Here is a 26,108-nt window from a genome sequence, read left to right as displayed (position 1 = left end):
TATCTATTAAAATTCTAAGTGTTTTTCAATGTATGCTTTCACGTCTGCGACTTTCATACGTGTTTGTTCCATTGAATCACGGTGACGCACTGTCACTTGTCCATCTTCTTGTGAATCAAAGTCATACGTGATACAGAACGGTGTGCCAATTTCATCCTGGCGACGGTAGCGTTTCCCAATGGATTGCGACTCATCGTAGTCCACCATGAAATGTTTGCTAAGTTCTGCAAATAATTCACCTGCAGGTTCGCTCAACTTTTTAGAAAGTGGCAAAATAGCCGCTTTATAAGGAGCAAGAGCTGGGTGGAAGCGCATCACATTTCGTGTGTCGTCACCTTCTAATTGTTCTTCTTCATACGCATTGATCAAGAAAGCAAGTGTTACGCGGTCTGCACCAAGAGAAGGCTCGATCACATAAGGGACGTAACGTTCGTTTGTTAAAGGATCAATGTATGTGAAGTCTTCGTTTGAGTGTTCCATATGTTGCTTCAAATCGAAGTCTGTACGGTCTGCAATTCCCCAAAGCTCGCCCCATCCGAATGGGAATTTGTATTCGATATCGACTGTTGCATTTGAGTAATGCGACAACTCATCTTGATCGTGCTCACGCAAACGAATCGTATCTTCTTTCATCCCTAGGTTTAGTAACCAATCTTTACAGAAGTCACGCCAGTATGCGTACCACTCTAGGTCTTCTCCTGGCTTGCAGAAGAATTCAAGCTCCATTTGTTCGAATTCACGCGTACGGAATGTAAAGTTACCCGGTGTAATTTCATTGCGGAAACTTTTTCCGATTTGACCAATCCCAAACGGCACTTTTTTACGCATAGAGCGCTGTACATTTTTGAAATTGACGAAAATACCTTGTGCCGTTTCAGGGCGTAAGAAAATTTCGTTCGTAGAGCTTTCCGTAACACCTTGGAATGTTTTGAACATCAAGTTGAACTGACGAATATCTGTGTAGTCGAACTTCTTACAAGTCGGGCAGACAATGTTGTGCTCATCGATTAATTTCTTCATGTCATCAAAGGATAGACCGTCGACAACCATTTCGATTCCTTTTGCGTCAAGTGCGTCTTCAATGATCTTATCTGCACGATGACGTGATTTACAGGCTTTACAATCAATCATTGGATCATTAAAGTTTCCGATATGTCCAGAAGCCACCCACGTTTTTGGGTTCATTAAAATCGCTGCGTCAATTCCGACATTCGTTGGCGATTCTTGAATAAACTTTTTCCACCATGCTTTTTTAATATTGTTTTTCAGTTCGATTCCTAGTGGGCCGTAATCCCATGTGTTAGCTAAACCACCATAGATTTCAGAGCCAGGAAAGACAAATCCACGTTGCTTGGCAATGCTTACAATCGTCTCCATGTTCATCGCTATTCCTCCTTAAGTATTGGACAAAGAAAAACGACCCGCCCACGGGCCTATTGCCCGAGGACGAGTCGTTAAACCCGCGGTTCCACCTCGATTGACTGAAACTAGTCAGTCCTCTTTGTCCGGATAAGACTCCTGGATGCCGTTTCATACCATGCAGGCTTTCACTATTTCCTGCTCGCTTTAGGCGGTACTACTTATTGTCCACTCAACGTCTCTATTTGAATAAAATTAGTATAGCATGAGCAAGTTTACTTCGCAATCACTCCTTATGTGCGCTATAATTAGACTGAAATTTTGATGAACTTTGAGGCGGTGGAAACAATCGAACTCAATAAACGACAAGTAGAGATCCTCGATATTGTTAAAGAGAATGGACCGATCACAGGTGAACAGATTGCGGACCGACTTAGTCTAACGCGCTCGACACTTCGCCCGGATTTAGCCATTTTGACAATGGCAGGCTATCTTGATGCACGACCTCGTGTCGGTTATTTTTATTCTGGAAAAAAATCTGGACAGGCAATTTCTGAAACGATGACCAAGTGGAAGGTCAAAGATTTTCAATCTGTCCCGGTTGTCATACAAGAACATATCTCCGTTTACGACGCAATTTGTCAGCTCTTCTTAGAGGATGTTGGCTCGATGTTTGTCGTGAACAAAGCGGGAATTTTAACAGGTGTAGTGTCGCGCAAAGACTTGCTCCGCATCTCTATAGGGAACCAAGACCTGACGAAGATGCCGGTGCATATGATGATGACGCGGATGCCAAATATAACAGTCTGCCAAAAAGAGGATTCGCTGTTAAGTGCTGCTCAACTCTTGATGGATCGACAAATCGATGCATTGCCGGTCGTCAGAAAACAAGAAGATGGGTTTGAAGTTGTGGGCCGTGTAACGAAGACGACAATCACTCGCGCATTTTTAGCGCTTGCAGATGAACACGACATTTAAGGAGAGTGGCTGCATGCACATTTTTATTATTTCAGATTCAATCGGAGAAACTGGAGAGCTCGTAGCGAAAGCAGCGCTCAGCCAATTCGAAGAAGTGTATCATAAAGCAAAAATTAAACGCTTTACCCATATTGATTCTCTTGAGCATATTCAAGAAATAGTGACGCTTGCAAAGTCACATCGTGCAATTATTATCTACACACTCGTGCGGGACGACATGAAAGATCAAGTGGCATCCCTATCTGAGCAGTCAGGTGTCGAAGCAATTGATCTGATGGGACCTGTTATCACAAAGTTTGAAAAAGTCATCGGTTCACAAGCGATGCAAGAACCAGGTCTTGTTCGCCGCTTAGATGAAGATTACTTCGCAAAAATCGAAGCGGTAGAGTTTGCTGTCAAATATGATGATGGACGAGATCCAAGAGGTCTTTTGCAAGCTGATATCGTCTTAGTAGGGGTTTCTCGCACATCCAAGACGCCTCTATCGCAATATTTGGCGAACAAACGATGGAAAGTTGCGAATGTACCCTTGGTTCCAGAAGTGGAGCCGCCAGAAGAACTCTATGAGATCGACCCGGCAAAATGTTTTGGCTTAGTAATCAATCCTGAAAAATTGAATTCTATTAGGCGGGAGCGGCTCAAGGCAATTGGCTTGAGTGACGAGGCAAACTACGCTAAAATAGAGAGAATACAAGAAGAGCTTGACCACTTCCACTCAGTCGTTTCTAAAATTCAGTGTGAAGTTATTGATGTTACGAATCGCGCAGTCGAAGAAACGGCAAACATTATCATATCCAAAAGACAAGATTCACTAAAAAATTGCACACGTACTTAAAAAAATCCGGGCGACCATCGTCCGGATTTTGTCACGGTATACGTTTCAAAATCAAATTATTCCATAGCGATTGACCCCGATTTAGTTTATAATAATTCTTTGTGATTAGAATTTAACTAGTTTTAAAGAATTAATGTCGATTTTTGAAGGATTTTCGTTATCACTTGTAGAATAACGATAGAGTAAGCAAAGAGTAGGTGAACCAAAATGGCTAAGCATGTGGATGATGAGGTGATTGAACAAGTCCGGTCATCCGTCGATATTGTGGATGTTGTTGGGGAATATGTTCAATTGACAAAACGTGGACGAAACTATTTCGGACTGTGCCCATTTCATGGTGAACAAACACCTTCTTTTTCTGTAGCACAAGAAAAACAAATTTTTCATTGTTTTGGGTGTGGTGCGGGTGGAAATGTCATCACCTTCTTAATGGATATCGAGGGATTGAGCTTTCAACAAACGATTAATCGCTTAGCTGAACGTGTCGGAATCGATGTTCAAATTGAGGACAGTGGAGCTGCTCGAGAACCTGTTAAAAACTCTGCTCATGAGAAGTGGAAAGCAGCCCACACATTCGCTGCATCTTATTATCATCACCTTTTACTTAATACGGTGGAAGGTGAACAAGCTTTAGCCTATTTACATGAGCGTGGAATCGATGAAGAGACCATCAAGAAGTTTCAAATCGGTTGGAGTTTGCCAGGGTGGGACAATCTTACATCACTGCTTAAACAACGAGACTATAATCTTTCTGATATGGAGGCTTGTGGACTCGTCGTTCGTCAAGAGCAGAACGAGCGGTACTTTGATCGTTTCCGTGGACGTATCATGTTTCCAATTATGGATGAAAAAGGTCAAGTCATTGCGTTTTCTGGACGTATTTTGAATTCGGATGCTGATGAAGCCAAGTATTTAAATAGTCCAGAGAGTGAGCTGTTTCAAAAAAATGATGTGCTTTACAATTTGCACAATGCTCGAATGTCGATTCGACTTAAGAAACAAGTCATCTTAGCGGAGGGGTTTCTTGATGTCATCGCATTCACACGATCGGGTATCGATCATGTTGTCGGAACAATGGGAACAGCACTCACTCAAAATCACATCACACGTTTGAAACGTTTGTCGACAAATTTCGTCTTTTGTTTTGACGGTGATAAAGCGGGGTTTGAAGCGACGAAAAAAGCATTTGCGGCTACGGAAGCTAAACAAGTCCAGCGCACCGCAATCGTTTTACCTGATCAAAAAGATCCCGATGATTTTGTTCGAACAAATGGCAAGGATGCACTCACTAAAATCGTTGAAGAAAATGGTCTATCAGAAATGGCATTTACAATGCTTTATTTCAGAAAAGGACTCAACTTTCAAAATGATACGGATGTACTTCGCTACACAGAAAATGTGTTAGAAGCTCTTGCCAAGTTTTCATCACCCATTGAACAATCGTATTATACAAAGCAATTAGCGGACGAAGTTGGAATTGACCAATCCGTCATTGAACAACAACTTCGAAAATTGCTCGCAAAACGTGCGCGTTCCGAACAAACACCACGAGAAGCGCCTCAAGTGGTTAAACAAGAAAGAAAAACACAAAAACTCGATGCCACAAGTCGAGCCGAATATCTACTTCTTGCCCATCTTTTAGATGACCCGACTGCGCTTAGGTCACTTGGAATAGAAGAAGATATGGAAGTGTTTGTACACGATGAACTCGTAGAGGCATTTATTCATCTGTTAGCATTCTATGAAAATTACCCACAAGGCGATTTTCAAAGATTGCTTGAAGTGACGGAAAATGCAGAGTTGAAACGAGTGTATATGTTTGCCACTATGCTGGAGAAAGATCCAGAAAGTAGCAAAAAGGAAATTGAAGATAGTATGCGTCAACTACGCAAATATCGGGTAGAGAAACGTATTGAGCACTTAATGCACGAATCAAAAGTAGCTGAAAAATTATCAGATTATACAAAAGCGCTCGATCTTGCAAAACAAGCGATCGAACTCAAGCGCACACTTCATAAAATCTGATGTCATTTAGGCACGTAAAGGAGGAATTCTTATGGCAGAAAAAACAGATCAGGTGAAAGAGGATTTGGAATTGTCATTAGATGAAGCAAAAAAGCAACTGATTGAGTTAGGTAAGAAAAATGGGGAATTGACATACGGGGACATCGCTGAGAAATTAGCTACATTTGAACTCGAGTCAGACCAGATTGAAGAATTCATTGATCAACTAGAAGGCAAAGGAATTGAGCTTGGCCGAAAAGATGGGGATGAAGAAGAACTCGATCAGCTAATGAATAAAAAAACGACGGAAACCTTCGATCTAAATGATCTGAGCGTTCCTCCTGGTGTGAAAATTAATGACCCAGTTCGTATGTATTTAAAAGAAATTGGCCGTGTCGAACTTCTAAACGCTAAGCAAGAAATTGAATTAGCAGAACGAATCGAATTAGGTGACGAAGAAGCACGCAAACGTCTTGCAGAAGCGAACTTACGTCTTGTAGTTAGTATTGCAAAGCGCTACGTTGGTCGTGGGATGTTGTTCCTTGATCTAATTCAAGAAGGAAACATGGGATTAATCAAAGCAGTAGAAAAGTTTGATCACCGCAAAGGATTTAAGTTCAGTACGTATGCAACATGGTGGATTCGTCAAGCCATTACTCGTGCAATCGCTGACCAAGCTCGTACAATCCGTATTCCGGTACACATGGTTGAAACAATCAACAAACTGATTCGTGTGCAGCGTCAACTTCTGCAAGACTTAGGCCGTGAGCCATCTCCAGAAGAAATTGGAGAAGAGATGGACCTTCCTGCAGAAAAAGTGCGTGAAATTTTAAAGATTGCTCAGGAGCCTGTTTCATTAGAAACACCAATCGGTGAGGAAGATGATTCCCACCTTGGGGATTTCATTGAAGATGCAGATGCGCAATCTCCGTCAGACCATGCAGCTTATGAGTTGTTAAAAGAACAGTTAGAAGATGTTCTGGATACGTTAACAGATCGAGAAGAGAATGTCTTACGATTACGTTTTGGTTTAGATGATGGGCGTACACGTACACTTGAAGAAGTCGGCAAAGTATTTGGTGTTACGCGTGAGCGTATTCGTCAGATTGAAGCAAAAGCTCTTCGCAAGCTACGTCATCCGTCTCGCAGCAAACGTCTAAAAGATTTCTTAGATTAATATCTTGCCCCTCAACTTCCGTGTTGAGGGGTTTTTTGGCGATTTTTTCCTAGAAAATCCCTACACTCAGAACGCCATTTCCTGGGTGAGTTTTCCCGAGCCTCCCCACGTAAACTGAAAGAAGGCCACTTTCAGTTTCGTTGCCGGGTCTCGGGAAAACTCAGATGGCCCGGGAAATGACGTCCTGACTTCCGGGATTTTACAACAAATATAGATAAGCCTTGTAATTCGATGGAAAGCACACTGTATTCGATTTCTTTAATTATTTATTGGGAGTTCTTTTTAGTGCTGACTGTCAACTCTTCAGCTCCAATCGACAAGTGGAGGTAGTGAGTTCCTGGGGTGACGTTCTATTAATCTAAATGGAATCGAGTTGCACCTCCTAGAAATCCCGCAAGAAGCCATCGCATCCCATGAAGCAAAGAGCGCTTCACGGGCTCCGCTGTCATCTTGCACAATTTCTGAACAGTCGGCTCCACATCTAATTACAGTGGAGGCGAGAAGTGCCAGCTTCTCGTATGCCAAGAGGAGGCTCCGGTATGCTCCCCCTGGAACTCACTACCGTAACGCCAGAGATTGAGTACATCTTTCTGAACAGTCGGCTCCACATCTAAAGTAATCGAGTTTCTTGAGTGGCGTTCTCCACATCTAAAAGCACATGTGTTTTATTTCGGGTCTTCGGAATATATAGTGGAATTACTTTCTTAATAGTTTAAAAACAACTGGTGTTTAAATCGGATTTTCTGGTGGGATGTTAGGACAATCAATAGTATTATATAAAAGTATCAATCACATACGAGTGATACGTTGGGGAAAAATAAAATAGTCCAATTTACTTGACCGCGTACTATGGTACACGGTTTATAATATTCATGGGGTGAAATAAGATGATTTATCGCATTAGTGAGTTTGCAGATAAATGTGGAGTTAATAAAGAAACGATTAGATATTACGAGAGAAAAAATTTATTACAAGAACCTCACCTAACGGAAGCTGGTTATCGGATATATTCATATGATGACGTTAAGCGTGTTGGGTTTATTAAACGAATACAGGAACTTGGTTTTTCTTTAAGCGAGATTTATAAATTACTTGGTGTTGTAGATAAAGATGAAGTTCGTTGTCAAGACATGTTCGAATTTGTTTCTAAAAAACAAAAGGAAGTGCAAAAACAAATAGAGGATTTAAAACGAATTGAAACTATGTTAGACGACTTAAAACAACGATGTCCAGATGAAAAGCAATTACATTCGTGTCCAATAATAGAAACATTAACATGAGACATTTACGAAAGGGGCTTTTTTATGAATAAATTTAAGGTAAATATTCAAGGAATGACTTGTACGGGTTGTGAAAAACACGTAGAATCAGCACTTGAAAAGATAGGTGCTAAAAATATTGAGTCTAATTTTCGTCGTGGTGAAGCAGTATTTGAACTGCCCGATGATATTGAGGTTGAAAGTGCAATAAAGGCGATTGATGAAGCAAATTACCAAGCCGGAGAAATTGAAGAAGTATCATCACTAGAAAACGTGGCGTTAATTAATGAAGACGATTATGACCTTCTTATTATTGGTTCTGGTGCTGCTGCCTTTTCTTCGGCAATTAAAGCTATAGAATACGGTGCAAAAGTTGGAATGATTGAGCGTGGAACGGTTGGGGGAACCTGTGTGAATATTGGCTGTGTTCCGTCAAAAACTCTTCTTAGGGCAGGGGAAATCAATCATTTATCAAAAGACAATCCGTTTAAAGGTTTACAAACATCCGCTGGAGAAGTGGATTTAGCTAGTTTAATCACGCAAAAGGATAAATTGGTGAGCGAACTTCGGAATCAAAAATATATGGATTTAATTGATGAATATAATTTTGATTTAATTAAAGGTGAAGCAAAATTCGTTGATGCTAGTACGGTTGAGGTCAATGGGGCAAAGTTATCTGCAAAACGCTTTTTAATTGCAACAGGTGCATCGCCTTCGTTGCCCCAAGTTTCAGGACTTGAAAAAATGGACTATTTAACTAGTACAACACTTCTTGAGTTAAAGAAAATACCAAAACGATTAACTGTAATTGGCTCAGGATACATTGGAATGGAGCTTGGACAACTATTTCATCATTTAGGTTCAGAAATAACGCTTATGCAAAGAAGTGAGCGACTTTTAAAGGAGTATGATCCTGAGATTTCAGAGTCAGTTGAAAAAGCGTTAATTGAACAGGGTATAAACCTTGTCAAAGGGGCAACTTTTGAGCGTGTTGAACAAAGTGGAGAGATAAAAAAGGTTTACATAACAGTAAATGGCAGTAAAGAAGTCATTGAATCAGATCAGTTACTTGTTGCCACTGGAAGAAAACCAAATACGGATTCTTTAAATTTAAGTGCAGCAGGTGTTGAAACTGGAAAAAATAATGAAATCCTGATCAATGATTTTGGTCAAACAAGTAATGAAAAGATTTATGCAGCAGGAGATGTGACGTTAGGACCGCAATTTGTATATGTAGCAGCCTATGAAGGTGGAATTATTACTGATAATGCTATCGGTGGATTAAACAAAAAAATAGATTTATCGGTAGTTCCTGCTGTTACGTTTACGAATCCGACGGTTGCAACGGTTGGTTTAACAGAAGAACAAGCAAAAGAGAAAGGGTATGATGTGAAGACATCTGTATTACCTTTAGATGCTGTTCCAAGAGCAATTGTAAACCGTGAAACAACCGGTGTATTTAAACTAGTAGCAGATGCAGAAACACTAAAAGTATTAGGGGTTCATATTGTATCTGAGAATGCAGGAGATGTCATCTATGCAGCATCATTAGCTGTTAAATTTGGCTTAACGATAGAAGATTTAACAGAAACCCTAGCACCATATTTAACAATGGCTGAAGGGCTAAAATTAGCTGCACTTACGTTCGATAAAGATGTTTCGAAATTATCTTGTTGTGCAGGCTAAGGGAACTTTTTTTACAACTCCCTATTCAAGTGAACCAGCTAATACTGTACTAAAGGTGTGCAGTAGTTTAGCAAAGTCTACAAAAGATTTCATACACTATTTTGCGATCACCCATTATATAAATGCTTTAAGGGATTTTCTAAGTGCATTTGTGGTCACAAAAATAATTTAACACTGATGATTTCGACATCAAATCTATAATTGATACCTTAACACCGCAGAGTAATAAAGGATGAACAATATGTCAGACTTATTATCCCTACCAGACATTAAAACAATAGAACCACCACAAGAAAATGAAACCGATATGATGTTTAAAGTTGAAGCAGTCGGACCACCTGAACGTTATCCTGAATGTGGTTTTGACAAGTTGTACAAACACAGTTCAAGAAATCAACTAATTATGGATTTGCCCATTCGCTTAAAGCGAGTGGGCTTACAATTGAACCGTAGACGATACAAGTGTCGTGAATGCGGATCTACCTTCTGGGAACGCCTAATATCTGTAGATGAAAAGCGTAGTATGACCAAAAGGCTTTTAAAGTCCATTCAAGAGCAATCCATGTCTAAGACCTTTGTAGAAGTCGCAGAAAGCGTTGGTGTTGACGAGAAAACTATTAGGAACGTTTTTAAGGACTATGTGGCACTCAAAGAACGTGAATACCAGTTTGAAACTCCTAAGTGGCTTGGGATAGACGAGATACATATTATCCGTAGACCTCGGCTTGTATTGACTAATATTGAACGCAGGACTATTTATGACATCAAGCCAAACCGTAACAAGGAAACAGTCATCCAACGTCTTTCAGAAATCAGTGACAGGACTTATATTGAGTACGTCACAATGGATATGTGGAAGCCTTACAAAGACGCAGTGAACACTATCCTTCCACACGCTAAAGTTGTCGTAGATAAGTTTCATGTAGTTAGAATGGCTAATCAAGCCTTAGATAACGTCAGAAAGTCTTTGAAAGCCCATATGAGCCAAAAAGAAAGACGTACCCTTATGCGTGAAAGGTTTATCCTTCTAAAGCGTAAACACGATCTAAATGAACGTGAATCATTCCTCTTAGATACTTGGTTAGGTAATCTTCCTGCTTTAAAAGAAGCCTATGAACTCAAAGAAGAGTTTTACTGGATATGGGATACTCCTGATCCAGATGAAGGTCGTCTTCGTTATAGTCAATGGAGACACCGTTGTATGTCCAGTAACTCTAAAGACGCATATAAAGACCTCGTGAGAGCCGTAGACAACTGCCATGTCGAAATATTCAACTACTTTGATAAAAGGCTCACTAACGCTTATACGGAGTCAATTAACAGCATTATTAGGCAGGTAGAGCGAATGGGTAGAGGTTACTCGTTTGATGCCTTACGAGCCAAAATCCTTTTCAATGAGAAGCTCCATAAAAAGCGTAAGCCACGATTTAATTCAAGTGCTTTCAATAAAGCTATGTTATACGATACTTTCAATTGGTATGAAGTGAATGATCACGACATTACAGACAACTTTGGTGTCGATTTTTCCACACTTATTAAGAATTTGGAGAAGGGTGATTTATAAGCCCTTTTCCACCATGAAATCCGAATACCCATTATTTATTGGGAGTTCTTTTTAGTGCTGACTGTCAACTCTTCAGCTCCAATCGACAAGTGGAGGTAGTGAGTTCCTGGGGTGACGTTCTATTAATCTAAATGGAATCGAGTTGCACCTCCTAGAAATCCCGCAAGAAGCCATCGCATCCCATGAAGCAAAGAGCGCTTCACGGGCTCCGCTGTCATCTTGCACAATTTCTGAACAGTCGGCTCCACATCTAATTACAGTGGAGGCGAGAAGTGCCAGCTTCTCGTATGCCAAGAGGAGGCTCCGGTATGCTCCCCCTGGAACTCACTACCGTAACGCCAGAGATTGAGTACATCTTTCTGAACAGTCGGCTCCACATCTAGAAGTGCATGTGAATTAAAACACATTCATTTTTATGCCAATTCCTCAAAAAGTTCTGTATAATCAAACATGTAAGCGTTTACTAAGGGAGAAAAAAGGGGATGTCAACATGAATTTTGATCTTACACAAGAACACCAAATGCTAAAAAACATGATGCGAGACTTTGCCAATGAAAAAGTCGCACCGGGTGCAATCGAACGCGATAAAACGAAACAATTTCCTACTGAAATCTTCAAAGAATTAAGCGACATGGGGATGATGGGCTTACCTTTCGACGAAGAATACGGTGGTGCTGGTGCAGATACAATCAGCTTTGCAATCGTTACAGAAGAACTGAGCCGAGCATGTGCTTCTACAGGAATTACATACTCCGCGCATATTTCATTAGGTGGTGCGCCACTTCATCTATTTGGAACAGAAGAACAAAAACAAAACTATCTTGCACCTATTTGTTCTGGAGAATCATTCGGTGCATTTGGCTTAACAGAACCAAATGCTGGATCAGATGCGGGTGGTACACAAACCACTGCAAAACTTGAAGGAGACGAATGGGTAATTAATGGAAGCAAAGTATACATTACGAATGCTAGTCACGCCAAACACTTGGCTATCACAGCCATTACAGGGACGCATGACGGCCGTAAAGAGATTTCTGCTATCATAGTGCCAACTGACGCTGAAGGCTTCACAATCATCGATAACTACGAGAAAATGGGCCTCAACGCTTCCAATACAACTGAACTAGTATTTGAAAACGTCCGTGTTCCAAAAGAAAACCTATTGGGTGTTCAAGGAAACGGCTTCCGCCAGTTCCTAACAACACTCGACGGCGGTCGTATCGGAATCGGAGCAATGGCTGTTGGGATTGCACAAGCGGCATTTGATAAAGCGCTTCGTTATTCAAAAGAGCGTAAACAATTTGGCAAGTCTCTATCTGAATTCCAAATCACACAGTTCAAATTAGCAGATATGGCGATGAAAATTGAACTTGCACGCACAATGGTCTATAAAGCAGCTTGGTTAAAAGATCAAGGACGACCATTCGGAAAAGAGGCGGCGATGTGTAAACTATATGCTTCTGAGATTGCGATGGAAGTTGCAGATGAGGCTATTCAAATCCATGGTGGTTATGGCTATATGAAAGAATATGAGGTCGAGCGATTCATGCGTGACGCGAAATTACTTGAAATCGGTGAAGGAACTTCAGAGGTTCAACGAATGGTCATTGCGCGTCATATCGGGTGCTGATAGATTTGTCGAATTTGTCACAATGCAACAAAACTTGCCTTATTTCTCTTTTCGTTTTTTCGTGAATGGAGTACAATAATGATGTTGACTAATGTTATTAGTGATAGTGTGACCAAGAGGGAGGGTTATTGATGACAAAGAATCCAATCGTTCCGTACATTTTAATCATGCTTTTCGGGATCGGACTTATTTTCTTCCTTTCTGTTCAGGGTGTTGGAAACCAAGCAGAAATAGCTGAATCTGGCGAAGAGGGTACAGAGTCAACTGAAGGTGGCGAAGGAGCATCTGCAGGTGAATTCGACCCTGAAGTTCTAGCTCAGCAAAAATGTATCAGCTGTCACGGAAGCAGCTATGAAGGCCAAGGCGCATTCCCAGGTATTAAAGGATCAGCTTTATCTGAAGAAGAAATCGCTGACATCCTTGCTAATGGTAAAGGTGCAATGCCAGGCGGATTAGTTCCTGCTGAAAACATCGAAGAGATGGCTGCATGGGTTAAATCGTTAGAATAGTAAGCTAGAAGGTCTCACTCTATATAGAGTGGGGCTTTTTTCTTTGCTTTCTTCTCTTTGTTGAAATCGGTATACTACATATGAGGTGTTAAATATGAACAGTGAACAATTATCAGAACGTTTGAAACGAGTAGGAGAGCATGTACCTAAGAATGCACGTCTTGCAGACATTGGTAGTGACCATGCATATCTACCATGTTATTTAGCCAAGCAGCAACGAATTGAATTTGCGATTGCTGGAGAAGTCGTCAAAGGGCCATTTCAATCCGCAGAACGTCAAGTGAGAACAGAAGGTCTTACAGACATAATTGAAGTCCGGATGGGAGATGGGTTAGATGTCATTCGTGCAGAAGACCATATCTCAACGATTTCAATTGCTGGCATGGGCGGTCCACTCATTGCCAAAATAGTAGAGCGTGGGAAAATTAAAGCGAATCTAGCTGAACGCTTAATCTTACAGCCGAATGTTCATGCACTTGCTATACGCGAGTGGGCAGAACAAAACGGGTGGAAACTCATTCACGAAGAGATTTTAGAAGAGAATCAAAAAATTTATGAACTACTGGTACTTGAAAAAGGGACTATGAATTTGACGGATCAAGAACGTTTGCTAGGTCCACTATTGATGCACGAAAAATCTGCAACTTTCACGAAAAAATGGACTAGAGAATCTACAGAGTGGAAACGGATCTTGCAAAATCTCCCTGATTCAGACCGTCCGGAACTAGCTGAAAAACGACAAGAGCTTGAATGGAAGATCAAACTCGTAGAGGAGGCACTTCAATGAATGGACACAGAGTCATTGAATTATTCGAAAGATGGGCAAAACCAACCCTCGCCATGGAGGGAGATCCCATTGGTTTGCATATTGGAACGTTAAACAAAGAGATTTCTCGTGTTTTGGTTACTCTTGATGTCACACCTGCAGTCATTCAAGAAGCAATTGACAATCACTGCGAGTTAATCATTGCGCACCATCCTCCGATCTTTCGAAAGCTAAAGGCTGTCGATACATCTACACCAGTTGGCGCTATGATTGAGAAATGTATCAAGCATGACATCGCGGTCTATGCTGCACATACCAATTTAGATATCGCAGCAGGTGGTGTGAACGATATGCTCGCACAAGCTTTAGAACTTGAAGATATCGAAATACTGACTGAAACGTACTCGGAGCGGGTTATGAAATTAGCTGTTTTCATTCCAGAAACTCATGCAGATGCTATGCGTCAAGCGTTAGCGGGCGCTGGGGCAGGAGAAATTGGAGACTATGAACACGTATCGTATTCAATGAAAGGTCAAGGTCGTTTTCGTCCAGCGGAAGGAGCAGACCCGTTTATAGGAGAGATTGGTAAGTTGGAACTTGTCGATGAGGAGAAAATTGAAGTCGTCTTTCCAACATCTAAAAAAGCACGTGTAGTAAAAGCAATGTTGAATGCCCATCCCTATGAAGAGGTGGCATATGATATCTATACATTAGACATTGAAGCAAACGAACATGGTCTTGGCCGAATCGGGCGAGTTCATGACATGAACCTAGAGCAATTTGCCAGTTACGTCAAACAGAAACTCGGCGTCCCGTTTGTTCGAGTGACGGGAGATTTTTCAAAGTCAGTTACAAAAATAGCTGTGATTGGTGGAGACGGCAATAAGTATATTTATGATGCGAAACGTGCAGGTGCGGATGTACTTGTTACGGGGGATATGTATTTCCACACAGCGCAGGATGCGGAGACAATCGGCTTGTCGATTGTGGATCCGGGACATCATGTCGAAGCAATTATGAAGCAGGGGACTGTTGATTACATGACGGAGCTTCTAAAAAACGAAAAGAAAGCGCCAGAATTCATTGCTTCTACCATTTCTACTGAACCGTTTAAGCTAGTCTAAAAATACAGAACGCCATTAGAACTTGAAAAGCCCTACAACTAGAACGTCATTTCCTGGGTGAGTTTCCCCGAGCCTCCCCACGTAAGCTGAAAGAAGAGCACTTTCATCTTCGTTGCCGGGTCTCGCGAAAACTCAAATAGCCCGGGAAATAACGTCCTAGCTTCCGGGCTTTGACATATAAATTAAACTAGCAATCATCACACGTATCAAATTTTTTCCAAAAGGTACCTGGTACCCAAACAATTCCAATACAATTTATAAATATCGAGAACATAACGGAGGAATGCGGCTTCTAAGTGCATATTTAGTGAATAGTCATGGATGTCAGAATAGTGTTTGGGACAGGTACCTAGAAAAATAATAATATTATGGAAACTAAATTATGCGACAAAAACAAAAGCAGTATCCTCTCTTGAATAAATTCAAAAGGGGATACTGCTGTTTTTTGATTAGTTAGCGTATGGTTCGATACGTATTACTGGTTTTGGAACTTTAATTTTCGGTAAAATTTTATCATTTGCTACTTTTTTCGTAGTATCATGTGTCGATGGATCTGCGGGGTCATACTTTTCTAAAAACTGAATGACCTCTTTTACGATAGGTGTAGGGGTAGAAGCACCTGCAGTAACAGAAACCGTTTCAACACCCTCTAACCATTCTAACTTTAATTCAGAAATATCTCCAATACGGTACGATGGCGTATCTGCAATTTCTTCTGATACTTGTGTTAGACGATTTGAGTTGTTACTCATTGGATCCCCAACAACAATTAATAATTCTGTGTCGCCCGCTTGTTCAGCAACAGCCTCTTGGCGAACCTGAGTAGCTAAACAAATTTCTTTATGCACTTCAATAGTTGGAAATTTAGCTTTTAATGCATCCATTAACTTTACAACGTCCCACTGAGACATTGTTGTTTGGTTCGTTACTAAAAGTTTTTCATTTGTTAATGTAAGATTATCGACGTCTTCCAACTTTTCAATCAAATGCACGTGATCAGGTGCAACCCCAATCGCGCCTTCAGGTTCTGGGTGTCCTTTTTTCCCGATGTAGAGAATGTCATACCCTTCCACTGTTTTCTCAGCAATCAAATCGTGCGTCACCGTTACGTCTGGGCATGTCGCATCAATAGACACTAAGCCTTTTTGCTTTGCCAGTTCACGCACTTGCGGGGACACTCCGTGAGCCGTGAAAATAACTGTCCCCGATTCTACTTGACGAAGAATCTCGAGACGATTTGGACCATCAAGTGTAATGATCCCATCTTCTTCGAACGCATCTGTCACATGTTTATTATGAACAATCATTCCTAAGATATATATTGGTCGTGGCAAACTTGTATCTAGTGCAGCATTTCGCGCGATGACCATCGCATCGACGACACCATAACAATAGCCGCGGGGTGAGATTTTTTTTACTTTCATGGAGAAACTCCTTTCACAACACATACTACATTCATTATAACGAAGGAATGGTGTCGTAGCAAAGTATAGCTATTTTGGCATAAATACTGTAGAATCACGAGAGTGTGTATTTTTTCGTTCCTGCGGTATCGGGGAAGAGATTCCCTGGAGCAGGCTAACTAGCATTATGAACTGTTGAAGCAACGGACTAACCTGTTTAATGAGCGGGGCAAGTTGATGAGCAACTTGCAGCCATTCCATCAGGTTATCTGTTTTTTTTGTGGCTTGAGTTAATTCGAATGGATAAAATTCTTTGTACTTCACTCGGTCACTCCTTTCATAGTTAGTATATGAATGATAGGGAAAGACGTTAAAGACATGGTACAATAAACGAAGGTAGTAACCGGATAGGAGGGACAGCTATGTCCAAATTTAGCGACTATAATTTCCAGCCATTTTTGATGGATGCCATCAATGACTTGAAATTTGACAAACCAACACCGATTCAACAAAAAATGATCCCACTCATTATGAAAGGGAAAAGTGCCATTGGGCAGTCTCACACAGGGACTGGCAAGACGCACAGCTTCCTTTTGCCAATCGTGGAACAAATCAACACGGACAAACAAGAAGTGCAAGCTATTATTACGTCTCCAACACGTGAACTTGCCACGCAAATTCACAAGGCACTTCAGCAACTGATTGAGCACTCAGATATCCAATCGAAGTTATTTATCGGTGGTACAGATAAAGCCCGTGCAATTTCAAAACTGACAACACAACCGCATATTGTGGTCGGTACACCAGGTCGAATTAAGGACTTGATGGTTGAAGGTGCTTTACACGTGCATACGGCGTCTACTCTAGTTATCGATGAAGCAGATCTTGCTTTTGATTTAGGCTTCATCACAGATATCGATCAATTTGCAGGGAAGATGCCAGAAGATTTAAAGATGTACGTTTTCTCGGCAACCATTCCAGAGAAATTGCAACCGTTCTTGAAAAAGTATATGGCGTCACCTGAACATATCAACATCAATGATAAAAAACCTGTAGCAGAAGGCATTGAGTTTTTAGCGGTACCTGTGCGCGGTAAATCTAAAAAGAACCGTTTGGTCGAAGTGTTAGAAGTTATTAATCCGTATCTCGCAATTCTTTTCGTCAACACAAAGAAATACGCAGACAAAGTAGCGCAACATTTAAATGAAAATGGCTACAAAGTCGGCTTACTTCACGGTGATATTTCTCCACGTGAACGAAAAAAAATGATGCAGAGTGTTCATGATTTGGAGTATCAGTACATTGTAGCAACAGATTTAGCAGCACGTGGGATTGATATTCCAGGTGTATCACATGTGATCAACTTAGAAATTCCAAGTGATCTTGAGTTCTTCATACACCGTGTTGGTCGTACAGCACGTGCTGGACTTGAAGGACAAGCCATTATCTTGTACCAACCAGAAGATGAGGATGCGCTAAACCGCATTGAAAAAATGGGAATCACATTTAAGCATGTTGATATCAAAAATGATGAATGGGTCGAGTTGAAAGACCGCCATGCTCGTAAGAATCGTCAAAAAGTAGACAATGAAATAGATGCGAAAGCAAAAGCACTTGTCCGTAAACCGAAAAAAGTAAAACCTGGATACAAACGCAACATGAAATGGGAAATGGACAAAGTGAAAAAGAGAGAACGCAAAATTCGTAACCGCAAACGCTAGGGGGATGAACAATGTTACTAGGGTCACATGTTTCAATGAGTGGCAAGAAAATGCTTGAAGGTGCGAGTGAAGAAGCACGAAGTTATGGCTCATCGACATTTATGATTTATACAGGGGCACCTCAAAACACTCGAAGAAAGCCAATCGAAGAATTAAATATCGAAGCTGGCCTTGCGCATATGGCAGCGAATGGTATGTCCAATATTGTCGTTCATGCTCCGTATATCATCAATTTAGGCAACACAACAAAACCCGAAACATTCGCACTTGGTGTAGACTTTTTGCAAAGTGAGATTGAACGCACACACGCGCTTGGCTCAAAACAGATTGTTCTCCACCCAGGTGCACACGTGGGCGCTGGTGTAGAAGCGGGCGTAGCGCGTATTGTTGAAGGCTTAAATACAGTGCTTGAGACAAAAGGTGATGTCCAGATTGCTCTTGAGACAATGGCAGGAAAAGGGTCTGAAATCGGTCGAACATTTGAAGAGATTGCGATGATTATGGAGGGTGTTACACATAACGAACGTTTATCTGTTTGTATGGACACCTGTCACGTTCACGACGCAGGCTACAATGTTCGAGAAGATTTCGATGGTGTATTAAATGAATTTGATAAAATTGTTGGGCTTGATCGACTAAAAGTCATTCATGTCAATGACTCGAAAAATGTACAGGGCGCAGCGAAGGACCGCCATGCCAATATTGGTCATGGTGAAATTGGATTTGAAGCACTGCATTATGTGATTCATCATCCACAACTTGCAGCACTTCCCAAAATCTTAGAAACACCTTTTGTTGGTGTCGATGCAAAATCAAAAAAAGCACCGTATGCAATCGAAATTGAGATGTTGAAATCTGGTAAATTTAATCCGGATGCATTAAATGCGCTTATGTAAGATCGCCAATTGGCGGTCTTTTTTTATTTACATTCAATTTTACTTCCAGTATACTAAATCAAGTGTAAATCGGAATGATTATTAGTTAGAAAGAAGTGTCGTCTATGACTCCATATATAGAAATGAATAATGTGAGTTTCTACTATGATAAAACGGAAGCTCTACAAGATGTCTCGCTCACAATCAATGAAGGAGACTTTTTAGCGATCATTGGCCCGAATGGTTCAGGGAAATCGACGTTAATGAAAATAATTCTAGGCCTCCTTCGTCCTATGAAAGGGGAAGTCCATTTATTTGGAAAGCCTGTGCAAGATTTTAAGGATCGTGCTTGCATCGGTTACGTCTCTCAAAAATCCAATAGCTTTAATAGTGGTTTTCCTGCTACAGTTTTTGAAGTAGTCCGAAGTGGTCTTGCAAAAAAATCAGGTTTATTTCATAGGTATCCAAAAAATGTAGCAGACCAAGTGAAAGAAGCCTTGATTTCTGTCGGTATGCAAGCGTATACTGATCGCCCAATAAGTGCTTTATCTGGGGGACAGCAGCAGCGTGTGTTTATTGCTAGGGCGTTAATTAGCAAGCCTAAGATATTATTGCTTGATGAACCAACTGTAGGAATTGATCAACAGAACATGCAATCGTTCTATCGCATGTTAACGCATTTGAATACGCATCATGGAATTACAATCATTTTAATAACGCATGATGTCGATGCCGTCTCTAAAAGTATTTCACACGTGGCTTGTTTGAACCGCACGATTCATTTTCATGGCTATCAAAAAGATATGGCAATGCTTTCCGATGAACAGCTTGAGAAATGGTACGGCCATCCTGTCCGACGTGTGACACACGGGGGCGGCCATACCCATGATTGAAGCAATCCTTACGTATGATTTTTTACGACAAGCATTTATCTCAGGAATATTAATTGGGATTATGGCGCCTCTACTAGGTGTGTTTATAGTGGTACGTCGTCTTTCGCTCATTGCAGATGCACTGAGCCATGTGACCCTTGCAGGAATCGCGGGTAGCTTATTTTTGAGTCAAACTGTGCCAGCCCTGGCGTTGCTTAATCCGTTGTATCTCGGAATGGCGTCAGCTGTGGCAGGGTCAACCTTAATTGAGAAATTACGTTCTCTTTATAAACACTACCAAGAACTCGCTATACCCATTATCATGTCTGCAGGACTTGGTTTAGCTGCTTTATTTATTTCACTTGCGGATGGCTTCCGAACAGATCTATTTTCGTATTTATTTGGTTCGGTATCTGCGGTGAGCTATCAAGATATGATGATTGTTATCGCCGTTACAGCAATTGTTGTACTATTCTTGCTTGCATTCTTTAAAGAACTATTTGTATTATCATTTGATGACGAGTATGCATCTGCTGTAGGTCTTCCCGCAAAATGGATTCACTTTATGTTCATGATTGTTACAGCTTTAGTTATTGCTGCTTCAATGCGCATTGTAGGAATTCTCTTAGTGTCTTCACTAATGACTTTACCGGTAGCAGCTGCAATGCGGATTGCGAAAAGTTTTAAAAGTGCCATACTTTGGTCGTTATTGTTTGGCCAGTCGGCAGTATTAATTGGTCTTGTGACTGCCTTTTATTTGGACCTAGCTCCAGGCGCAACGATTGTGTTGACATCTATTTTGATTTTACTTATTGTCATTGCAATTGTTTCGAATCGGAAGGGGAGAGTAGTATGAATGAAAGAAAAGCATGGGGAATATTGAAAGAAAATGGTTTTAAACGGACAGATAAACGAGAGCGCCTTGTGGAACTTTTAACGAAAACAGATAAATATGTGACGGCTAAAAATGTAGCCACAGAACTGCGTGCAGATTATCCATCTATGAGCTTTGATACGATTTATCGCAACTTGCATACATTTGTAGAGTTAGGAATCTTAGAAGAGACAGAGCTTTCTGGAGAGAAACATTTCCGAATGCATTGTGACGTGGATCATCATCACCATCATTTTATATGTATGGAGTGCGGGGACACGAAACAAATTGCAATTTGTCCAATAGACTCTATCAAGCAAGAAATTCCTGGATATGCCATTGAAAACCATAAATTAGAGGTTTATGGGAAATGTCCAGAATGCCAACTATAAAATGTGCAGACCGCGGCTTCAAAAACTTCGAGTAAACAAGATGTGCCTGCTATGACGTTGAGTTCCACTGCACTCAACTTTATTTGCTCAATAGATATCTAGTATTAATTTTCTATTTCTAAAATAAAAATCCAGCGATTTCTCAAGATGAGAGAACCGCTGGATTTTTTTATTTAATTGGAAAGTGATACTTAATCCAAGCATCTGCTTCTTTCCAGTTTTGTACGCGTACTACTTGCTTCGGTACAGGTTGTCGATTATACGGTGTGTCAAATAATAAAACCGGTATATCGAGTTCCTCACCAATTTCTACAGCATTGTCGTGCTTGTCTTCAAAAAATGCATCGACTTGATGAATACGAGCAGTTTCTACTTTATTATGAGAACCGATCAATTCAATATGATCATAATGGAGCTCTTGTTGTTTGAACCAGTCTAGCGTCACGTCCGATACGTTTTCACCTCGTGCAGAGATGAAATACAACTCGTAATGCTTCTTCCACTCGTCTAACACACGTTTTGCATGCTCTTGAATAGGAGAAGTAGCGTAGATTTTAGGTTCGGCCTCTTTAAACCATTTGTAAAATGTCATTTGATCGACAGGGAAAGCTGCCGTCAAATCGTATTCTTTGATATCATCTAAAACAAGATTTGTCTCAAAGGCTTCATTGATATGGGGAAGAAGGGACGTTGGACACGTGACCGTTCCATCAATATCGATTCCAAAACGAGCCATTTTAGACTTCCTGACTTTGCGCATTTTGCTTTTCAAGTTCTTGTTGCGCAAAATATTCAGCTGCAATTTTATCAATTTCTATTTTTAGTTCTTCCACCATTGTTTCTTCTGGCACTTTTCGTACCGTCTTCCCTTTACGGAAGAGAAGTCCTTCTCCACGTGCACCAGCAATCCCGATATCTGCTTCACGTGCCTCACCAGGACCGTTTACCGCACAACCGAGTACAGCTACTTTGATTGGTGCTTTAATTGTTGAGATATATTCTTCTACTTCGTTTGCGATAGAAATCAAATCGATTTCAATACGTCCGCAAGTAGGGCATGAAATTAATGTTGCAGCATTAGAGGATAATCCAAATACTTTTAATAGTTCGCGAGCCACTTTAACTTCTTCGACTGGGTCTGCTGAGAGAGAAACACGTAATGTATTTCCGATACCCATGCTTAGAAGAGTTCCTAAACCGGCTGCACTCTTGATTGAACCTGCGAATAATGTACCGGATTCTGTAATCCCTAAATGAAGGGGATAATCAAATGCTTGTGAAGCTAGACGATAAGCTTCAATAGCCAAGTTGACGTCCGAAGCTTTCATCGAAACAATGATGTCATGGAAATCAAGGTCTTCAAGAATTTTTATATGATGTAAAGCACTTTCTACCATACCTTCTGCAGTTGGGTAGCCGTACTTTTCTAAAATTTTACGCTCAAGTGACCCCGCGTTTACACCAATACGAATTGGAATATTTTTCGCTTTCGCTGCATTTACAACAGCTTCTACTTTTTCACGACGTCCAATGTTTCCTGGATTGATACGAATTTTATCCGCACCTTGCTCAATCGCAATCAAAGCAAGCTTGTAATCAAAGTGGATATCAACAACAAGTGGGATGTTGATTCGTGCTTTAATAGCACCGATTGAATAAGCTGCACGCTCATCTGGGCATGCAACACGAACAACCTGACAGCCGGCTTCTTCAAGACGAAGAATCTCAGCTACTGTTGCGTCCACATCATGTGTTTTTGTAGTTGTCATACTTTGAATAAATAATTCATTACTTCCACCAATGGTGATATCTCCAACACGTACTGGGCGTGTGTTTGAACGATGGATCATTTCTGGCATTGTTTTCGCTCCTTTTGTTGTTGCGCTTCACTTCATTCTACCAATGTACCAGACAGAAAGACAAGAAGGAAGCTTAATCCGTCCATTTAGGATAAACGTATGCTTCTTCATTAAAGTTCCGGACAGCCGGATTTAATTGTCGGACCAGTACGTGCCAATCTACAAAGGAAAGTGGAGAAGATGAAGCCGCATAACTTTCTTCTAATGAAGTTTTTTGGGAGTGAACAACCGAATAGTTCGAAGTAGATGGATGTGAAACGAGGGAATCCTGTTCTAAATCCACACGTATTGCATAGCAAATAAAACAAATGAGCAAAGAAACAAGTATGTACCGCATAAAAAAACCTCCTGTCTACAAAGTGTATGAGAGGAGGAAGATTTCTATGATTTTTTTGGTAGCTTCGGATAATACTTGAGTGCCCATAAAGCGAGAATTAGAGTGAGGGCATAACTCAACCACTGAATACTTACTATATCACCAATAAACATGTAGCTTACTAGTAAAAGTATGAAGGACCATGTGTTTGCAAATAATGTTGTTCTCCACAAGAATCGATAGTCACCGCGTTTTTTAACTAAAGGAGCTAGTAGCCAGACAATTCCTGATAATAGGCTGATTCGTGCAAATATCAGTAACGTTTGAATAATAAATAAAAGCAAGAATGCAAACGGATATAACAACCAATTGATTTCATTAAAGTACTCTAAAACTCCATCCAATTCAGTCGTGCTCGGGCCGATTTGCGTGGTGAATTGAAAAAAACCAAGTAAGGTAAACAAAGTGATAAAAAGAAAAATATACTGCATCGTCTTACCCATCGGAGCTAGTCGAAAAGCTGCTAGTTTCTTAGGGGAACTAAGACTTGCCGTGAAAAGTTTCCATAGAGTCATCAGTCACGCGTCCTTTCGAACCGTATTGTACCATGTCAAAATTTAAAACTTCAATTATTAAGAGTTTGTAAATTTGGTGTGATTTCTCTTTACAATAGGTTTATACTTTAAGCATAATAGGTGACGTGTGAAAAAATTGTATGGGAGTTGACCTTTACGTGGAATTAAACTGGCAGGAAATGCTGTTCACATTCTTTGGTGGGTTAGGTATTTTCTTATTCTCTATAAAATTCATGGGAGACGGCCTGCAAAAAACTGCAGGAGATAAGCTACGTGATATTTTAGATCGCTTTACAACAAACCCGTTTATGGGAGTACTAGTCGGGATTGTCGTTACGATTTTAATTCAATCGTCTTCAGGAACTACCGTGCTAGTCGTCGGACTAGTAAGTGCTGGGTTCATGAATTTGCGCCAAGCGATTGGTGTCATCATGGGTGCCAACATTGGTACAACTGTTACAGCATTCATCATCGGATTTGATGTCGGTGCTTATGCACTACCAATCATGGCTGCGGGTGCGTTCGCAATTTTCTTCTTTAAAAACGTACGTATCCACAACATCGGAGAAGTTATTTTTGGATTTGGTGGACTGTTCCTCGGTTTAGAACTTATGGGTGAAGGGATGAAACCTTTACGCGAAGTGCAGGCTTTTACTGACTTAACAGTAGAAATGAGTGTTAACCCGATTCTTGGCGTTGTTGCTGGGACATTATTTACTGTACTAGTACAAAGCTCAAGTGCTACAATCGGGATTCTTCAACAGCTTTATGCTGAGAACTTGGTGACATTAGATGCTGCGCTACCAATTCTATTTGGAGACAACATCGGAACGACAATCACGGCAATTTTAGCTTCACTTGGTGCTTCTATCGTAGCTCGTCGTGCTGCTGCTGTACACGTACTGTTTAACTTGGTTGGTACAGTTATATTCCTATTAATTCTTCCATTGTTCGAAAGTTATGTTCTGTGGTTATCAGGCCTTCTAGATTTGGAAGAAAGAATGCAAATAGCATTTGCCCACGGTTCATTTAACGTTGCCAACACAATTATTCAATTCCCATTAATTGGTTTATGGGCGTATATTGTAACGAAAGTGATTCCAGGTGAAGAGGTATCAATTGAATACAAACCAAAACATTTAGATGAAAACTTTATTGAACAATCGCCATCGATTGCAATCGGTCAAGCGAAAGAAGAAATTCTTCGCATGGGTGGCATGAGTGTTCAAGGATTAGAATTAACATATAGTTATTTAAAAAATAGAACAAAGCGTGATGCTGAGCTTACGGTTCAGATTGAAGAGGCATTAAACAATCTTGACCATAAGATTACGGATTATTTAGTGAAAATCTCATCTCAGTCGCTTTCACCACAAGATTCAACACGTCATAACATGTTGATGAACACAGTACGCGATATCGAGCGTATCGGAGATCACTTCGAAAACATCATCGAGTTGATTCAATACCAAGATGCACACAAGCTTCAATTGACAGAAGATGCGATTGAAGACGTGTCTGAAATGTTCGAGTTAACGATTGATACAGTTTCAAAAGCGATGAAAGCATTGGATGAAAACTCTGCTGAGCTTGCACGTGAAGTAGCAGAGCAAGAGAACACAATCGACAAAATGGAACGTAAATTCCGTAAAAACCATATCGCTCGTCTAAACGAGGGCAAGTGTACAGGTCAAGCAGGCGTTATGTTCGTTGATATTCTAAGCAACTTAGAGCGTATCGGTGATCATTCTGTAAATATCGCAGAAGCAGTACTTGGGAAGCGTGTATAAATGGAGATCATCGGATGGATTTTAATCATCGCAAGTTTTGCCATTGCTTATGTTGGGCTCGTATATCCCATCATACCATCAGTTGTATTCTTGCTGATTGGTTATATTCTATACGGATTGTTCTTCTCATTCTCAGAACTGACAGTATGGTTCTGGATTATACAAGTGTTCTTCGTCGTCCTAATCTTTAGCGCAGATACACTCGCCAACCTCGCGAGTGTTAAACGCTTTGGAGGCACGAAGCCTGGCCTATACGGAAGCACAATCGGATTGATCTTCGGTCCTTTTGTGATTCCAGTAGTAGGTATCATAGTTGGTCCATTTTTAGGTGCTTTCCTTGCTGAATTGATTTTCTCGAAAAAGAATGTGAAAGATGCATTCCGTGCAGGGGTAGGCTCGTTTGTTGGACTTGTGACATCGAGTTTGGTGAAAGCGATACTCTTCACAATTATGATTTTGATTTTTATCTTCTTTGTATAAGTTCAGTCAAAAGCCTGAAAAATGAAACAATAAATAGTTTTTATTTGATTGCCATTGTCT

The 26,108-nt window shown here is 40.7% G+C and carries 25 protein-coding genes; 18 read left to right on the top strand and 7 right to left on the bottom strand.

Annotated features, from left to right (window positions below):
• Positions 1-6 precede the first annotated feature (6 nt).
• Positions 7-1,377, bottom strand: coding sequence for a glycine--tRNA ligase (locus ACF3OH_RS07525; protein WP_392456735.1), 1,371 nt, complete (start codon positions 1,375-1,377; stop codon positions 7-9).
• A gap of 321 nt (positions 1,378-1,698) precedes the next feature.
• On the opposite strand from ACF3OH_RS07525, the gene ACF3OH_RS07520 reads away from it, so the two are divergent.
• From ACF3OH_RS07520 to ACF3OH_RS07470, 11 genes are all read left to right on the top strand, one after another.
• Entirely contained in the window at positions 1,699-2,337 is a 639-nt protein-coding gene (locus tag ACF3OH_RS07520) for a helix-turn-helix transcriptional regulator (RefSeq protein WP_392456733.1), read from the top strand.
• 13 nt (positions 2,338-2,350) lie between these two features.
• A complete protein-coding gene (locus ACF3OH_RS07515) occupies positions 2,351-3,172 on the top strand; it encodes a pyruvate, water dikinase regulatory protein (RefSeq protein ID WP_204591876.1) in 822 nt (273 codons plus the stop codon).
• 207 nt (positions 3,173-3,379) lie between these two features.
• A complete protein-coding gene (gene dnaG / locus ACF3OH_RS07510; protein ID WP_392453907.1) occupies positions 3,380-5,197 on the top strand; it encodes a DNA primase in 1,818 nt (605 codons plus the stop codon).
• Positions 5,198-5,228: 31 nt separating this feature from the next.
• Entirely contained in the window at positions 5,229-6,353 is a 1,125-nt protein-coding gene (rpoD, locus tag ACF3OH_RS07505) for an RNA polymerase sigma factor RpoD (RefSeq protein ID WP_392453906.1), read from the top strand.
• A gap of 887 nt (positions 6,354-7,240) precedes the next feature.
• Positions 7,241-7,633, top strand: a complete 393-nt coding sequence (gene merR / locus ACF3OH_RS07500; RefSeq protein WP_392453905.1) for an Hg(II)-responsive transcriptional regulator — start codon at positions 7,241-7,243, stop codon at positions 7,631-7,633.
• Between the two features lie 24 nt (positions 7,634-7,657).
• A complete protein-coding gene (gene merA, locus ACF3OH_RS07495) occupies positions 7,658-9,298 on the top strand; it encodes a mercury(II) reductase (RefSeq protein WP_392453904.1) in 1,641 nt (546 codons plus the stop codon).
• Between the two features lie 241 nt (positions 9,299-9,539).
• Positions 9,540-10,862 carry an ISL3 family transposase gene (locus ACF3OH_RS07490; protein ID WP_392453903.1) on the top strand — a complete coding sequence of 441 codons (1,323 nt, stop codon included), beginning with the start codon at positions 9,540-9,542 and terminating at the stop codon, positions 10,860-10,862.
• Positions 10,863-11,352: 490 nt separating this feature from the next.
• Positions 11,353-12,492: an acyl-CoA dehydrogenase gene (locus tag ACF3OH_RS07485; protein WP_204591882.1), complete on the top strand. Its 1,140-nt coding sequence runs from the start codon at positions 11,353-11,355 to the stop codon at positions 12,490-12,492.
• Between the two features lie 131 nt (positions 12,493-12,623).
• Entirely contained in the window at positions 12,624-13,001 is a 378-nt protein-coding gene (gene cccA / locus ACF3OH_RS07480; RefSeq protein ID WP_204591884.1) for a cytochrome c550, read from the top strand.
• A 94-nt stretch (positions 13,002-13,095) separates the two neighbouring features.
• The gene (locus tag ACF3OH_RS07475) at positions 13,096-13,788 is read left to right on the top strand and encodes a tRNA (adenine(22)-N(1))-methyltransferase (RefSeq protein WP_392453902.1); all 693 of its coding nucleotides are present in this window, start codon (positions 13,096-13,098) and stop codon (positions 13,786-13,788) included.
• Positions 13,785-14,891, top strand: coding sequence for a Nif3-like dinuclear metal center hexameric protein (locus tag ACF3OH_RS07470; protein WP_392453901.1), 1,107 nt, complete (start codon positions 13,785-13,787; stop codon positions 14,889-14,891). The genes ACF3OH_RS07475 and ACF3OH_RS07470 overlap by 4 nt, the downstream gene beginning before the upstream one ends.
• Positions 14,892-15,340: 449 nt before the next feature.
• Here the strand turns inward: ACF3OH_RS07470 and ACF3OH_RS07465 are convergent, their stop codons facing one another.
• A complete protein-coding gene (locus ACF3OH_RS07465; protein ID WP_204591890.1) occupies positions 15,341-16,315 on the bottom strand; it encodes a 4-hydroxy-3-methylbut-2-enyl diphosphate reductase in 975 nt (324 codons plus the stop codon).
• 69 nt (positions 16,316-16,384) lie between these two features.
• The gene (locus ACF3OH_RS07460; RefSeq protein WP_392453900.1) at positions 16,385-16,618 is read right to left on the bottom strand and encodes a hypothetical protein; all 234 of its coding nucleotides are present in this window, start codon (positions 16,616-16,618) and stop codon (positions 16,385-16,387) included.
• Positions 16,619-16,716: 98 nt separating this feature from the next.
• Here ACF3OH_RS07460 and ACF3OH_RS07455 point away from each other — a divergent pair, with 98 nt between their 5' ends.
• From ACF3OH_RS07455 to ACF3OH_RS07435, 5 genes are all read left to right on the top strand, one after another.
• The gene (locus ACF3OH_RS07455; RefSeq protein WP_392453899.1) at positions 16,717-18,015 is read left to right on the top strand and encodes a DEAD/DEAH box helicase; all 1,299 of its coding nucleotides are present in this window, start codon (positions 16,717-16,719) and stop codon (positions 18,013-18,015) included.
• 11 nt (positions 18,016-18,026) lie between these two features.
• Entirely contained in the window at positions 18,027-18,911 is an 885-nt protein-coding gene (locus tag ACF3OH_RS07450) for a deoxyribonuclease IV (protein WP_392453898.1), read from the top strand.
• Positions 18,912-19,015: 104 nt separating this feature from the next.
• Positions 19,016-19,783: a metal ABC transporter ATP-binding protein gene (locus ACF3OH_RS07445; protein ID WP_392453897.1), complete on the top strand. Its 768-nt coding sequence runs from the start codon at positions 19,016-19,018 to the stop codon at positions 19,781-19,783.
• Positions 19,776-20,618 (top strand): metal ABC transporter permease, encoded by an 843-nt coding sequence (locus ACF3OH_RS07440; RefSeq protein WP_392453896.1) that lies wholly within the window; start codon positions 19,776-19,778, stop codon positions 20,616-20,618. The genes ACF3OH_RS07445 and ACF3OH_RS07440 overlap by 8 nt, the downstream gene beginning before the upstream one ends.
• Positions 20,615-21,028, top strand: coding sequence for a Fur family transcriptional regulator (locus ACF3OH_RS07435; protein WP_392453895.1), 414 nt, complete (start codon positions 20,615-20,617; stop codon positions 21,026-21,028). The genes ACF3OH_RS07440 and ACF3OH_RS07435 overlap by 4 nt, the downstream gene beginning before the upstream one ends.
• 169 nt (positions 21,029-21,197) lie before the next feature.
• Here ACF3OH_RS07435 and ACF3OH_RS07430 read toward each other — a convergent pair whose 3' ends face one another.
• From ACF3OH_RS07430 to ACF3OH_RS07415, 4 genes are all read right to left on the bottom strand, one after another.
• Positions 21,198-21,764 (bottom strand): hypothetical protein, encoded by a 567-nt coding sequence (locus ACF3OH_RS07430; protein WP_392453894.1) that lies wholly within the window; start codon positions 21,762-21,764, stop codon positions 21,198-21,200.
• A 1-nt stretch (position 21,765) separates the two neighbouring features.
• Positions 21,766-22,887 carry a flavodoxin-dependent (E)-4-hydroxy-3-methylbut-2-enyl-diphosphate synthase gene (gene ispG, locus ACF3OH_RS07425; protein ID WP_275580355.1) on the bottom strand — a complete coding sequence of 374 codons (1,122 nt, stop codon included), beginning with the start codon at positions 22,885-22,887 and terminating at the stop codon, positions 21,766-21,768.
• Between the two features lie 73 nt (positions 22,888-22,960).
• Positions 22,961-23,224: a hypothetical protein gene (locus ACF3OH_RS07420; protein ID WP_392453893.1), complete on the bottom strand. Its 264-nt coding sequence runs from the start codon at positions 23,222-23,224 to the stop codon at positions 22,961-22,963.
• 44 nt (positions 23,225-23,268) lie between these two features.
• On the bottom strand, positions 23,269-23,778 hold the full coding sequence (locus ACF3OH_RS07415) for a DUF1189 family protein (protein ID WP_392453892.1): 510 nt from the start codon (positions 23,776-23,778) through the stop codon (positions 23,269-23,271).
• Positions 23,779-23,936: 158 nt separating this feature from the next.
• On the opposite strand from ACF3OH_RS07415, the gene ACF3OH_RS07410 reads away from it, so the two are divergent.
• A complete protein-coding gene (locus tag ACF3OH_RS07410) occupies positions 23,937-25,568 on the top strand; it encodes a Na/Pi cotransporter family protein (protein WP_392453891.1) in 1,632 nt (543 codons plus the stop codon).
• Positions 25,569-26,048, top strand: coding sequence for a DUF456 domain-containing protein (locus tag ACF3OH_RS07405; RefSeq protein WP_204589344.1), 480 nt, complete (start codon positions 25,569-25,571; stop codon positions 26,046-26,048).
• The last annotated feature ends 60 nt before the right edge of the window (positions 26,049-26,108 follow it).

It is taken from the genome of Chryseomicrobium aureum (assembly GCF_043182735.1).
GTDB classification, from domain to species: Bacteria; Bacillota; Bacilli; order Bacillales_A; family Planococcaceae; genus Chryseomicrobium; species Chryseomicrobium aureum.
This window is presented reverse-complemented; position numbering and strand designations above follow the sequence as displayed.

Bases quoted from the DNA above. Each gene is read 5' to 3' on its own strand.
- ACF3OH_RS07415 (WP_392453892.1), bottom strand. From the start codon at position 23,778: ATGACTCTATGGAAACTTTTCACGGCAAGTCTTAGTTCCCCTAAGAAA.
- merA (WP_392453904.1), top strand. From the start codon at position 7,658: ATGAATAAATTTAAGGTAAATATTCAAGGAATGACTTGTACGGGTTGT.
- cccA (WP_204591884.1), top strand. From the start codon at position 12,624: ATGACAAAGAATCCAATCGTTCCGTACATTTTAATCATGCTTTTCGGG.
- ACF3OH_RS07475 (WP_392453902.1), top strand. From the start codon at position 13,096: ATGAACAGTGAACAATTATCAGAACGTTTGAAACGAGTAGGAGAGCAT.
- ACF3OH_RS07465 (WP_204591890.1), bottom strand. From the start codon at position 16,315: ATGAAAGTAAAAAAAATCTCACCCCGCGGCTATTGTTATGGTGTCGTC.
- ACF3OH_RS07525 (WP_392456735.1), bottom strand. From the start codon at position 1,377: ATGGAGACGATTGTAAGCATTGCCAAGCAACGTGGATTTGTCTTTCCT.
- merR (WP_392453905.1), top strand. From the start codon at position 7,241: ATGATTTATCGCATTAGTGAGTTTGCAGATAAATGTGGAGTTAATAAA.
- ispG (WP_275580355.1), bottom strand. From the start codon at position 22,887: ATGCCAGAAATGATCCATCGTTCAAACACACGCCCAGTACGTGTTGGA.
- ACF3OH_RS07420 (WP_392453893.1), bottom strand. From the start codon at position 23,224: ATGCGGTACATACTTGTTTCTTTGCTCATTTGTTTTATTTGCTATGCA.
- ACF3OH_RS07485 (WP_204591882.1), top strand. From the start codon at position 11,353: ATGAATTTTGATCTTACACAAGAACACCAAATGCTAAAAAACATGATG.
- ACF3OH_RS07430 (WP_392453894.1), bottom strand. From the start codon at position 21,764: ATGGCTCGTTTTGGAATCGATATTGATGGAACGGTCACGTGTCCAACG.
- dnaG (WP_392453907.1), top strand. From the start codon at position 3,380: ATGGCTAAGCATGTGGATGATGAGGTGATTGAACAAGTCCGGTCATCC.
- ACF3OH_RS07440 (WP_392453896.1), top strand. From the start codon at position 19,776: ATGATTGAAGCAATCCTTACGTATGATTTTTTACGACAAGCATTTATC.
- ACF3OH_RS07455 (WP_392453899.1), top strand. From the start codon at position 16,717: ATGTCCAAATTTAGCGACTATAATTTCCAGCCATTTTTGATGGATGCC.
- ACF3OH_RS07445 (WP_392453897.1), top strand. From the start codon at position 19,016: ATGACTCCATATATAGAAATGAATAATGTGAGTTTCTACTATGATAAA.
- ACF3OH_RS07405 (WP_204589344.1), top strand. From the start codon at position 25,569: ATGGAGATCATCGGATGGATTTTAATCATCGCAAGTTTTGCCATTGCT.
- ACF3OH_RS07470 (WP_392453901.1), top strand. From the start codon at position 13,785: ATGAATGGACACAGAGTCATTGAATTATTCGAAAGATGGGCAAAACCA.
- rpoD (WP_392453906.1), top strand. From the start codon at position 5,229: ATGGCAGAAAAAACAGATCAGGTGAAAGAGGATTTGGAATTGTCATTA.
- ACF3OH_RS07490 (WP_392453903.1), top strand. From the start codon at position 9,540: ATGTCAGACTTATTATCCCTACCAGACATTAAAACAATAGAACCACCA.
- ACF3OH_RS07435 (WP_392453895.1), top strand. From the start codon at position 20,615: ATGAATGAAAGAAAAGCATGGGGAATATTGAAAGAAAATGGTTTTAAA.
- ACF3OH_RS07515 (WP_204591876.1), top strand. From the start codon at position 2,351: ATGCACATTTTTATTATTTCAGATTCAATCGGAGAAACTGGAGAGCTC.
- ACF3OH_RS07450 (WP_392453898.1), top strand. From the start codon at position 18,027: ATGTTACTAGGGTCACATGTTTCAATGAGTGGCAAGAAAATGCTTGAA.